The organism is Rhodococcus sp. WY5 (assembly GCF_018588185.1).
Lineage (GTDB): Bacteria > Actinomycetota > Actinomycetes > Mycobacteriales > Mycobacteriaceae > Rhodococcus_F > Rhodococcus_F qingshengii.
Genome location: NZ_JAAMPR010000002.1, coordinates 49,331 through 61,583, shown reverse-complemented (window position 1 = coordinate 61,583; position 12,253 = coordinate 49,331). Strand labels below are relative to the sequence as shown.

Sequence of the window (12,253 nt, the reverse complement as noted above, 5' to 3'; positions counted from 1 at the left end):
AGATGGGCGAAGGCGGTATCGAAGGCGTCGATGAGCCATGAGGCTGCAGCCTCGCCGAGCAGTGCGTCCTGTACTTTCGCGATATCGGTGTGAAAGATGCGAACCCTCCAGGAGCCGCTGGTGTCGGGTTCGTCGGAGAGCCCTCGGGTGGTGTTAGTGGCCAGCAGGTAGCGGTTGTATTCGAGGTCGACGCGGATGGCGTAGTCGCCGGCAACATTAGACGTTGGCCGGGCGTTGGGTGACGGTAGCCAAGGCGATCAGCGCGTCGTTGTATGTCTGTGAGTATTTCTTCGTAAGGGGCATTGCTGTCCTACCTTCGGGCGTGAACGCTGTACTGCTGTAACGGGTCAAGACAGTCAGTTGCCATGGCTTGACGAAGACTGACGTTGATCCTAACCCGGTGATCTGGATTGCACCCTGCCGCGAAACCCGGGATCTCAGATTTACCGCGCAGTAATTTTCTGTAGTTTTGTCACTGCCATGAAATCATCTGTCGTTCGAAATGGATCCCACAGCTCATGTCGGGGTTCGTTGTGCGTGATGGCCGGCCGTCGCGAACTCACGCAAAGCGATGCGGATGTGGCGTGGCCGCGGTAGATATGGTCCGCAACTTATCCAGCGCCTTGGGCGATGCAAAGGCTCCGGTACACCGGTCAGTGGCCCGCTGTACAGTCTCGAGATCATGTCAATAGGTCAATCTTGTTTTGCCTCAATGTTTTGCGGAGTCCATATTAGGTGGCCCGTTGTAGCGCAGGTGAGTGTTAACTACAGCGGTCCGTACGCATCACCACCTCGGGGGTGCGGTAATACAACAGGAAACTGTAACGGACTACCTTGACGGACATGCCCGATTCCAGAGCAAGTCGCCTCAGTCAGAGGACGCTCACCGGCGTCGGCGTTTGAACGGATGCACCAGTGAGCACAGAGCGCCGACTTGATCACGGTGCCCTTCTCTTGCTGCCACTTTCCCGCGATGGTGGTGAAATCTTGGGGTTTTTCACGCCTGCGAGCAGTGCGGGCAGCCTGCCGGCGCGGCTCGAGCAAGGCGGCCGGCGTCGGCGAAATCGCATTGCTTCATCTCCGGCACGTCTGCTCGGATAGTGCGCGATCCGGGATCGGCGTTGCCGGATCGGTTGCCGCGTTTGTGGGGCCCGGCAGCGGTAACGGTGGTCGGCGTAGTGACGGCGCTCCGTCGTGGGTGCGGGTGCTGCGTTGTTCTCGGAGTCGATGATTGTTGCCTTCCGGAGAGTGCACGCATGGCTGCGCGCATTTATGCGTGCGTGATGTGACCGACACTCGGAGATTCTCGACATCGCAACCTCGAGACGAACTGTTTGAACGGGGAACTGTAGAGCGCCCGTACATTTCGCCACACCCGCGGATCGTGTTGGGAATGCGATCAGCTACTGAACACGAAGATCGAGTCAGTGATCCGAGGGCTCCTGTCTCGAGAGGGTCGATCACGGGAGCGCCGGTGACAATGACATCGAGGGTTGCCGGGTTTCCGACACCAGTGGTTGCGGTGACGGGAATTCCCTGCCGCGGTGGGGTTTCGGTCAGGACACCATCGGCGCCGAGGATGCTTCGGCGGGCAGGGCGCAGGTGGTGACCATGACGGTGGGGCCGGTAGTCGGAGGTCAGGGGAGTGGGAGAAGCCATGTGTGTGGTTCACAGTTGTGCCAGCATGGGGAGTAGGGCGGCGCCGGTGGAGATGGTGATTCCTGCGGCGCCGGCAATGATGCCGAGTAGGGCCCGCAGTGATGCTGCTTCGTCGTCGGCAACCGTGGGCCGTGACGTGGCGAGAGCGCCGCAGATCGCCGCAATTATTCCTAGTACGAAGCCGAGTCCGACTATCCAGAATGTCGCGATGGACAGTGTCCCTAAGGCGATCGACGCGGCGGGTAGTCGCGAGAGGTGTTGCTTTTTTGTTTCGTTGCCGTTGAGGGAGGTGCACTTGGGGTTGTCGGTATGGAGGCTGCGGGGGACGGTTGTGGTCATGTTCCTCCTTCGGGTGGTTTGAAGTCATGTCGACGGGATATATCGGCATTCCCGGTCTGAGGTGTCTTGGGTCTGTTCGAGCGAAGAATGCGCGCGGTGTGCTCGTGGCCGCTCGAGTGGCTGATTGTCGCGACTCGGCCCAGGGCCTTTAGCTTGTGAGGTAGGCCTCATCAGAATTTAGCACTCATGCGTATCGAGCGCTAACTCTTCGCTAAGTAAGTTTTTCCGTCCGCTGATGTCGGCGAGATTGTCGACGGGGTATCCGGGTGTGCATGATGCAATGTCGTCGCTGATCGACGAAACCGGACGATCAGGCCCGAACACGCCCCGGCGGATCCCGCAGACGGTCGTGTGGTGATAGCTGCCGGCGGAGTTCCCGCCACCGATCACGGTCTATGGCACGTCGGTATTATCCCGCCCCGCACAAGATAGGAAATGGCGTCGAAGATCACGGCGACAATGCTTTTCGGACCGTATATCGCGGCCTGCTATGTTGCTCGGTGGCGGCAGTGGCGGTTCCAGGGCCGACCATTGGGCGTCGGTCTGGACGCCGACGGACCCATCGAAATCGGCGATAATGAAATTGCGGAATGACATTGCGGACTCCTGGGTACGGGCGGCGACTTGCTTATCATTGACCCAGTCAGGGCCCACCGACGATCGTCAGCGCTGCTCACCATCGCGCGTTCTCAGACGCTTTCTCATAGCTGTGTCCGCTACCAGGGATCGGGTCCGGTAGCTGCTCCGTGTCGTAGGTTCGTCGGGTCGGTGAGCCGGCCGATATCGCCGCCGCTGTCGCGTTCCTAGACTCGTCGGAAGCGTGCCACATGACGGGCGAATCTCTGAACCGGAATGGCAGATTGCCTCGCTTTCCTTTGTCCTATCGTGGTGTGAGAACTGCATGTTTGAAGCTGATTCGCACAGGGTAATTGAAATGCTGACCAATTCTCCGGGCCGGACAAGCCTCATCGAGGTTTGTCCTGGCCCTTAGCATGTACAGGAGCCCGCCGCTGTGAGGTCTTTCGAGCGGGCACTCGCCACGCCGCACTCGCCGTCGCTATCCGTTGCGGCAACGCCGGAGCGCCTACGAGAAGTGCGCGCCCTCGTTCGAACAGTGGCTGCGCGGCACTCTCTGACCGTGGACGGGCTCGCCGATCTTGTTCTCGCCGTCGACGAAGGCGGTCGTCTACTGGTTGGCGGTTCACGGGTCGAGCGTGACGGATCTTTCTTCGAACCAACACTCCTCATCGACGTTCCACTATTGGCACGCATCGCACGCGAGGAGATTTTCGGCCCGGTGGCTGTCGTCTACCGCGTGGATTCCGACGAGGATGCACTGAGCGCAGCGAACGACACCGAATTCGGTCTCGTCGGGTACATGTTCTCCAAGACCCAGGCGTTGGCCTATGCGGAACGCCTCGAAACGGGCATGGTCGGCGTCAACCGGGGACTCGTCTCGGACCCGGCCGGAGCGTTCGGAGGGATTAAGGCCTCAGGGCTCGGTCGCGAAGGCGGCACGAGTGGCATCCACGAATACCTCGAGACCAAGTACATGGCGGTTGAGGTATGACCGTCACAACGCTTGCGCATTACGAGGTTGACGCCGAGTCGCCCCAAGGGGTTCTCGACGCTCTACTTGTCGCAGCCAGACTGACCAGAGTAGAGGTAGGAAATCTGTACTTCCACGCCTATGTCACGGATAACCACTCGATCGTGTTGATCGAAGGGCGGGACTCACAAGCAAGTTTGGAAGAGCACCGGCGAACCGACCATTTCAAAGATGTGATTCTGGGCGAAATCGCGCCGCGGTTGATCTCGCGTGCTGTGGAAACGCTGCATCCCGCCTTTGAAGGAGAGTTCTCGTGAAAGCCGTTGTCCTGCATGGTATGAACGATCTTCGAGTGGAGGACGTGCCAGAACCGGAACTTGTGCCGGGTTCGGTCAAGATTCGTGTCGAGTACGCAGGTATCTGCGGATCGGATCTGCATTACTGGAGACACGGCGGTGCCGGTACATCGATTGTCCGCGAGCCCATTGTGCTCGGTCACGAAATCACTGGCCGCATCGTCGACGTTGCAGCGGACGTATCCGAAATCGAACCGGGGGAGAGGGTCACCGTTCACCCCGCCACATTGCCCTCCCCCTGCGCTACGTTCGGCGAAAAACGCTGCATCTCTCGCCGGAAGTCGATCACCTCGGAAGCGCTGCACGCTTACCACACAGCAATGGGGCGTTCAGTGAATACGTCGTCGTCAGCGCTTCGCAAATACGAGTACTTCCGCCGCACCTCGATACCCGGATCGCATCAGCATCCGAACCCCTCGCAGTCGCGTTGCATGCGGTGCAACGAGTCGGCGATATCCAGGGAAAGCGTGTGGTGGTCAACGGCGCTGGGCCGATTGGCTGCCTCATCATCGTCAGCGCGCTTGCTGCCGGGGCTTCGGAAATCTGCGTCGGCGACATAACGGACCGCGCGCTCACAATCGCCGCGGAACTCGGGGCCCATCGCGTGGTGAACATTGCACACGATGAAACTCTCACTCCGAATGCCGATATCGTATTCGAAGCAACTGGTGTTCCGCAGGCGCTGAAACAATGTTTCGACTGCGTCCGTCCCGGAGGAAAAATCGTGCAAGTCGGGATGCTCCCCGCAGGTGACATCAGCCTCGATCCTGCGCGCCTGGTTACGAGAGAGGTCGACTACCTCGGTTCATTTCGATTCTTGGATGAAATCACCGACGCCGTCAAGCTTCTCGCCGCAGGGACCGACCTCACGCCAATGCTGACACACACACCTTCGATGTCCGCGACGCAGAGACCGCCTTCCGTACCGCTCTCGACCGAACGATTTCGAACAAGGTAATATTGCAATTTATTTCGTAGACGCGAAACCTTGGTCTGGAAAGAGTTTCCTCTCAGCCGGATCGGTTTGCAGACATCAGAGTTAGTTGTTGTGGGTATGGACGTTGGGCGTAACCGACCGACCTCCATACCCTCTGGGGCAAGGGTGTTCCGCACAACTGGATGTAATGCACTCCTGTCGTACCTCAAAGTTCGGCGGGGTTGGGAGCCAGGACTAAGTCGCAACATTCTCCGCTGCTGTCGATATCTCGTGCAGCCAAGTCGGCACCCTTCCGAGGGAACGGATCTGATTGTGTACCCCTAGTCGAGCGCGGCGGCCAGTCGGCCTGTCAGGCCGCCCTTCTGCAGTCTGCTGATGCCCTCTCCTATCTTGTCGAAGCTGATCTGCTCGATCTTCGGAGTGAAGACGCCAGTCGAGATCAAACCGAGGACGGCTTTGAGGTCTTCCTGGGAACTCCCCAAAGAGCCTTCCAGTCGAACATGCTTGAGGACCAGGTCCTGTTTCGAAATCGTCGTTTCTATGCTGCCCAGGCCAACCTGGACAACGATCCCGCCTTGTCGTACCGCATGCAGCGCAGCACTGGTTGTGGTTTCGAATCCGGCGAAGTCCACAACGACGTCGGGCGAGTGCTGCACCAGATCGGCAGCGTCAGTGTAGGTTTGGGTGACACCCAGTCGCTCTGCTTCCGCGAAGACGCCTTCGTTGGTATCCACCCCGTATACCGTCGCCCCTGTCAGCGCCGCGAAGCGGGCGCCGGCCAGGCCGAGTCCACCCAGGCCGATGATCCCGACGACAGAGTCCTTGGTGACCCCACCGACAGTATGCACAGCATGGTACGAGGTGGCGGCGGAGTCCAAGGCGACTGCGGCTTGGACCAAGGAGACATTGTCCGGCACGTCGATGATCTCGTCTTCGTAAATGACGGTTTTCTCTGCGTACCCGCCATCTCGGCCCAGACCCGGGCCCCATGGTGGCGGCTTCAGATAGCCGATCGTGACACGGTCGCCGATCGAGTGGCCGGTTACCCCCTCTCCGAGGTCGGTGATGATGCCGCCGACCTCGTGACCGAGGATGATGGGGCGTTTGGCGATCCATGGCAGTCCGGGGCCTCGATGATTCCGACGTCGGAGTGGCATAGACCCGCGCCCTTGACGTCGACGACAACCTGTCCTGGTCCTGCGATCGGATCGGGCAGCTCGACCAGTTCGAGTGGTGAGTTGACCTCGGTAAACAACCATGCCTTCATGGCGTACTCCGTTTCGCTCGGCGAGTATGTGAGTGGCGCTGTGTCATGTGAGGGTGGGGTCGAGAATGATCCGGATCGGGTCGCCCTCCTTGTGCTCGAGCTGGTGAAGCGCTTGGGGGGCTTGCTCGAGGGGGAGCGTACGGCTGATCGAGCCGCTGAGATCGAGACGCCCGAGCGCAGTGAGGCGCACGAGGCTCCTCTGCTCCTCGATCACCGACCCAAAGTGTCCCTTTACCTGCTGTTTGTAGACGATCAGCCGTTGAGGGTCGGTCACCGTGAACGGCTGACCGCTGATTCCGACCAAGGTCAGCTGGCCACCCGCACTGAGTACCGACAGTGCCTGCTCCTGCACTACGCGCACGCCGGCGAAATCGAAGGCATGGTCAAGGCCGCGACCTCCGGTCGCCTTCATCAGCTGGTCGACGAAGTCCGGAGCTGTGGAGTCGAGTGCGATGTCGGCGCCAACCGCGAGCGCACGTTCCCGAGCGACTGGTAATGGGTCGACAGCAACGATGGGTGCGGCGCCGATCGCGAGCAGGATCTGGACGGCGTGGATGCCGAGTCCGCCCAAGCCCCACACACCGGCGGACTGGCCAGGTCGGGTCGCGGCGGTCGAAACGATCGCGCCCCACGGCGTCGAAACGGCATCTGGAAGGATCGCCCCTTGGTCGAAGGGAACGGAGTCGGGAAGCGCGATCAGGTTGGCGGCCGGCACGACGATGTACTCGGCCCACCCGCCGTCGTAGTCGACGCCTTGCGTGCGAGGGCCGTCGACCTTGTCGGTGATCGGGAAGAGCGTGACACGGTCACCGGGCGCCCAGCCCTCGACCTCGGAGCCTAGCTGGTCGACCACCCCGGAGACTTCGTGACCGAGGATCACGGTGCGCTCGGAACGGAAGATCGGTTTGATTTGGCCGGTGGCAAGGTGAACGTCGGAGAGGCAGACTCCGGCTGCTTTCACCGTGATCCGGACCTCTCCTGGGCCGGGCTGCGGGATCGGAACGTCCTGCACCTTTACGGTGTGGGTGTCGTAATCGAGTACAGCGCCTCGCATGGTCCCACTCATGAAGCTGACTCCGTTGACATCGGTGCGGCGGGGGTCAACACCTTGTCAAGGAACACAGTGATCGTGTCGAGGCCACGTGAATATGCAGCCAGGGCGGGCATGACGATGAAGTCGTGAAACGACCCCTCGAATCGGGCGATCTCGACGGGAGTTCCGGCGCTGTCGAGGAGGTCTGCGTAGTGGAGGCCGTCGTCGCGGAGCGGGTCGTGTCCGGCCACGACCACGAGCGCCGGTGGAAGGTCGGCGAAGGAGTCGGCATTTGCCGGGGTGGCCCGGGGATCGGTGCGGTCGGCCTCCGTACGGAGGTACTGTCCCCAGAACCAGATTGTGTCAGCGGTGGTCAGAAGGGGCGCGTTGGCGTTCTCCATCCACGATGGGCGGTAGATTGCGTATTCGGTCGCGGGGAACAGCAGTACCTGGGCGGCCAGAGGTGTGGCGTTGCCTCGGTCGAGATGCGTGATAGCTGCCGAGATGTTCGCTCCAGCGCTGTCGCCGCCGATCGCGATGCGTGACAGGTCCAAGCCCAGGTCCGAGGCATTGTCGCGGAGCCAGGCCAAGGCCGCCTGGCTGTCCTCGACCGGGATCGGGAATTTGTGTTCCGGCGCCAGGCGGTAGTCGACGGATGCCACGGCGATTCCGATCGTTCGCACGATGTCACGTACGAGGTAGTCGACGCCCCCGTCGATGGAACCCATCGTCCAGCCACCACCATGGATGTAGAGCAGGACAGGGACAGGGGTGTCGGATTCGGGTCGGTACAGCCGCACTCGCACGTCGCCGTGTGGTCCCGGCGCTTGATGCTCGCTAACCTGGTGGACCTCGGCGGCTGGCGGTGTCTGTGTGCTCGTCTGCTCACCGAATGCTCGGACACCGTCGACGCCCAAGCCTGACAATCCAGCGGGTAGAACCGCGGCGAGCTGGTCGGCGACAGCCTGCGCATCGGGGTCGAGCGGTGAAGTGATCTCGTTGGAGGGCATTTTTGTTCTCCTATTGATTGGCGGGCACGAGAGTGTCCAGGGTCAGGCCCTCGAATGTTCCGGCGTCCCACCAGGTGTCCATCTGATCCCAGAAATCAACTTCACTGATGCGGTAGGCATCTTGGAAGAACGCGTGCGAAACGTCGCCCTGACCGTTGTAGTAGCCGGGAGTGCAGGTCGAGGAATACTGGAGGTACTCCTCGGCGGCCTGCTGAACCTTCGAGACCCACGCGTTTTGGGCGTGGAGATCAGGCTCGATCGAATTGATTTCGTGGCGTACTGCGTGATTGATGATGCGCGCGACATGATGCGCCTTCCGGTCGAGCATGTACGCGAAATTGACCAGGTAAGCGTTCTGGCTCAACCCCAATTCAAAAAAATTGGGGAAGCCATGAGTGACCAGCCCGTGCAGTGTCTTCGTTCCATCGGAGAAGTAGTCACTCAGCAGCTGACCGTTGCGTCCGGTCACGTCATAGCCGTAGCGCGACGGAGATGAACTTCCGGTCTCGAATCCGGTGGCGAAAATAACGAGATCGACGTCATATGTCTTGCCCGCGACGACGATTCCGGTCTCCGTGAGCGCATCGACACCAGTCGGAGCGGAGATGAGGTTCACCGAGGGGCGATTGAACGCAGGGTAGTACCCGTCGTTGAACCCGGGCCTCTTGCAGAGATAGCCGTACCAAGGCTTGAGCGCAGCAGCTGTAGCCTCGTCCTCGACGATCTCATCGATTCGTTTGTGGATATCGAGAGTCAGCTGCATATCTGCGATCTCAGCTAACGCCATCTGATCCTCGACTGGCAGCGAAGACGGATCCACATCGATCAGCGCATGGCCGTTGAGATAGGGAAAAACTCTAGTCCAATTGTCACCGACCAGGTCTTCTTCCAGGTCATGGCCGTTGACCAGACCGTTGAAATTACGGTGACGCGCGGACTGCCAGCCCGGCTCGAGGCTTGCAGCCCAGTCGGGGTCGGTCGCGTGATTGTCTCGCGCACCGACCGTACTCGGGGTCCGCTGCACTACCAGCAATTCCTTGGCACTCGCTGCCACGTAGGAGACCGCCTGCACCCCACTCGCCCCGGTGCCAACAATCGCGACACGTTTGTCTCGAAGCTTATCCAAGTTGCCGTGTTGATTGCCGCCGGTGTAGTCGTAATCCCACCGGCTCGTATGAAAGATCTTTCCTGTGAAGTCATTGATCCCCGGAATCCGCGGAACCTGGGGTTTGTTGATAACCCCATTACAACGGACTACAAACCGCGCCCGTATGACATCGCCCCGGTTGGTTCGGACTTCCCATCGCTGTTCGCTGGGCAGCCAGACTGCCGAGGTCACCAGAGTCTGAAACAGCGCTGAACGGTACAGGTTGAAATGCTCGCCTATTCGACGCGCGTGATCCAAGATCTCGTCGCCGTCTGCGTACCTCTTGGAAGGGACATACCCAGTCTCTTCCAACAGTGGTATGTAGATGTGCGATTCGACATCACACTGCACACCTGGGTATCGGTTCCAATACCACGTCCCGCCGAAGTCGCCGCCTTGCTCGACGATCCGGAAGTCTGTAATGCCCTGCTTGGTCAGATAGGCACCGGCACACAGGCCGCCGAACCCTCCTCCGAGAATCGCGACTTCGACATCCTCGACCACGGCGTCGCGAACGAAGGGCTCAGCGTATCGGTCGACATCCTCTACCTCCAGCACATCGGACAGCCCCTGAAACTGACCCAACGTCTCGCGCTTGAGTCGCCTGTCGCGTTCCTCTGCGAAACGCTGGCGGGTTCGGTCGGGGTCGAAGTCGACGTGAACGGGTGTACCTGACACGGGGAGCCTCACGGTCATGATCGATGGTCCTTTTGCTGATGGGTGATTTACGGGGGCCGGGATCAGCCGATTCGTGTTCACGAGTTTCTCGGTGACAACCCCAGAAAGGGTGAATATGTGATCCGCAACACGATTTGCGTATAGCTAAGATCTCATTCAACACTCTATCGTGTCAAGCATCACATTGTTGATTGATGTCGCCCGAGACCGCCCAGTTCAGAACATGTGGCCCTAGATTTGTCGATATCTCGTGGTAAGCGCTGTTTCGGTCTTCATGGCCCGGTCGCCCCAGGCGGTGAATCCGGTGAGCCGGAAGGAGTCACTTCCGGCGCTTTGCGGCTATTGACGCGACATGCTGTCGAGTGAGATCGTACAGTGAAAATTGTGCTTTGCGCCACAGCGTTCTATCCGCAAGCGATTTCCGAATCGGTGTTTCGCCCCCTCGGCGAGCTGATGGATGTTTCACCGAGCTGTAGCTGAATGCGATGTCTGAAAATAAAACCGGTCGGCCTCATGTAGTCATCGACCGTGCCGCGACCAACCAATTCCTCGATGATCAACTAGGAGCTCACGACCATGGCACTGTCCTATTCCCAAGGAGACAACGCACCCCTCCTGGACCTCACGATTCCGCAATCGTTGCAGCAGACGGCGGAGGCTTTTCCAGACAATGAGGCGCTCGTGGAACGTTCTACGGGACGGCGCTGGACCTACCGAGAATTCCGACATCACGTCCGGACCCTCGCAGCATCGTTCGATCGCCGTGGTTTGACGCGCGGCGATCGGGTCGGCCTGTGGTCACCGAACCGGGCCGAATGGACGTTGACACAGTATGCAACCGCCGAACTCGGCTTGGTTCTGGTCAATATCAACCCTGCATACCGTCAGAATGAGCTGGAATACGCACTCAATCAGTCAGACATTCGCTGGATGATTGCCGCACCGGAATGCAAGGGTGCCGACTACGCGGCGATGCTCACCGCAGCCAAACCGAACTGCATCCACTTGGAAACAATCGTCTTACTGGGATCACCCGAATGGGACGACATGTTCGTCGAGCCGACCCCCGAGGAACTGGACAAGATCGCGGTGAAGACCTCGGTCTTGTCGACCGACGATCCGATCAACATCCAGTACACCTCCGGGACAACCGGCAACCCCAAAGGTGCCACTCTCTCGCATCGGAACATCCTCAACAACGGCTACTTCGTCGGTGAGCTACTCCAATACACCGAAGCCGATCGAATCTGCATTCCGGTACCCTTCTATCACTGCTTCGGCATGGTGATGGGCAATCTTGCAGCGACCACCCACGGAGCGACGATGGTAATACCGGCGGACGGATTCGACCCTGCCAAAACGCTGGAAACCGTCGTCGAGGAAAAGTGCACAAGTCTCTATGGCGTGCCGACCATGTTCATCGCCGAACTCGCCTTGCCGGACTTTGATTCCTACGATCTCAGCAGTCTGCGAACAGGGATCATGGCAGGCTCGCCCTGCCCGGCCGAAGTCATGCGGCAGGTCATCAACACGATGAACATGGCCGAAGTATCGATCTGTTACGGCATGACGGAGACCTCACCGGTGTCAACCCAGACCAGGATCGACGACACGTTCGAACAGCGCGTGAGCACAGTGGGGCAGGTGGGGCCTAACCTCGAAATCAAAATTGTCGACCCAGACACCGGCGAGATCGTGCCGCGAGGACAGACCGGTGAGTTGTGCACCCGTGGCTACAGCGTGATGATCGGTTACTGGAATGAGCCCGACAAGACAGCCGAAGCCATCGACAGTGACCGATGGATGCACACGGGAGATCTGGCCGTCATGGACGACGCCGGATACGTCGAAATCACCGGACGTATAAAAGATATGGTCATCCGCGGCGGTGAGAACATCTACCCTCGTGAGATCGAAGAGTTTCTCTATACTCACCCGGACATCCTCGACGCCCAGGTCATCGGGGTCCCTGACGCCAAGTACGGCGAGGAACTCATGGCATGGGTTCGCCTCCGCGACGGAGCACTTACCTTCACATCTGACGATCTCAAGACGTTTGCGTCCGGCAAGATCGCCCGACACAAGATTCCGAAATATGTACATGTCGTCGACGACTTCCCGATGACCGTGACAGGTAAGGTCCGCAAAGTGAAGATGCGTGAGGTTGCTCAAACCCTGTTTGCCGATGGGTACGAAGCTGCCACGAAATGAACTTCCCGTGAGATCGGATATTCACCTCACACAGACGTACCCGCACTCGGTCCCCGTCCAGGGCGGG

At 59.7% G+C, this 12,253-nt stretch carries 9 protein-coding genes and 1 pseudogene; 5 read left to right on the top strand and 5 right to left on the bottom strand.

Going from position 1 to position 12,253, the window contains the following annotated elements; translation table 11 throughout:
* Positions 1–1,668: 1,668 nt before the first annotated feature.
* Entirely contained in the window at positions 1,669–1,998 is a 330-nt protein-coding gene (locus G4D79_RS29320) for a hypothetical protein (protein ID WP_250888045.1), read from the bottom strand.
* A 1,012-nt stretch (positions 1,999–3,010) separates the two neighbouring features.
* Here G4D79_RS29320 and G4D79_RS29315 point away from each other — a divergent pair.
* The 4 genes and pseudogenes from G4D79_RS29315 (at position 3,011) to G4D79_RS35450 (ending at position 4,861) form a co-directional block, all read left to right on the top strand.
* Complete coding sequence (locus tag G4D79_RS29315; protein ID WP_308252617.1) at positions 3,011–3,568, top strand: aldehyde dehydrogenase family protein; 558 nt, start codon at positions 3,011–3,013, stop codon at positions 3,566–3,568.
* Positions 3,565–3,864 (top strand): putative quinol monooxygenase, encoded by a 300-nt coding sequence (locus G4D79_RS29310; RefSeq protein WP_214514688.1) that lies wholly within the window; start codon positions 3,565–3,567, stop codon positions 3,862–3,864. The genes G4D79_RS29315 and G4D79_RS29310 overlap by 4 nt, the downstream gene beginning before the upstream one ends.
* Before the next feature lie 20 nt (positions 3,865–3,884).
* Positions 3,885–4,142: pseudogene (locus G4D79_RS35455) on the top strand (alcohol dehydrogenase catalytic domain-containing protein); the annotation flags it as partial.
* A 197-nt stretch (positions 4,143–4,339) separates the two neighbouring features.
* A complete protein-coding gene (locus G4D79_RS35450) occupies positions 4,340–4,861 on the top strand; it encodes a zinc-binding dehydrogenase (RefSeq protein ID WP_374223447.1) in 522 nt (173 codons plus the stop codon).
* Positions 4,862–5,160: 299 nt separating this feature from the next.
* Here G4D79_RS35450 and G4D79_RS29295 read toward each other — a convergent pair whose 3' ends face one another.
* The 4 genes from G4D79_RS29295 to G4D79_RS29280 form a co-directional block, all read right to left on the bottom strand.
* Positions 5,161–5,997 carry a zinc-binding dehydrogenase gene (locus G4D79_RS29295; protein ID WP_214514685.1) on the bottom strand — a complete coding sequence of 279 codons (837 nt, stop codon included), beginning with the start codon at positions 5,995–5,997 and terminating at the stop codon, positions 5,161–5,163.
* 153 nt (positions 5,998–6,150) lie between these two features.
* On the bottom strand, positions 6,151–7,173 hold the full coding sequence (locus G4D79_RS29290; protein WP_214514684.1) for a zinc-binding dehydrogenase: 1,023 nt from the start codon (positions 7,171–7,173) through the stop codon (positions 6,151–6,153).
* Positions 7,170–8,150 (bottom strand): alpha/beta hydrolase, encoded by a 981-nt coding sequence (locus G4D79_RS29285; protein ID WP_214514683.1) that lies wholly within the window; start codon positions 8,148–8,150, stop codon positions 7,170–7,172. The genes G4D79_RS29290 and G4D79_RS29285 overlap by 4 nt, the downstream gene beginning before the upstream one ends.
* Before the next feature lie 10 nt (positions 8,151–8,160).
* Positions 8,161–9,993 carry an NAD(P)/FAD-dependent oxidoreductase gene (locus G4D79_RS29280; RefSeq protein WP_214514682.1) on the bottom strand — a complete coding sequence of 611 codons (1,833 nt, stop codon included), beginning with the start codon at positions 9,991–9,993 and terminating at the stop codon, positions 8,161–8,163.
* A 558-nt stretch (positions 9,994–10,551) separates the two neighbouring features.
* Here G4D79_RS29280 and G4D79_RS29275 point away from each other — a divergent pair.
* Entirely contained in the window at positions 10,552–12,186 is a 1,635-nt protein-coding gene (locus tag G4D79_RS29275) for an AMP-binding protein (RefSeq protein ID WP_206492449.1), read from the top strand.
* The last annotated feature ends 67 nt before the right edge of the window (positions 12,187–12,253 follow it).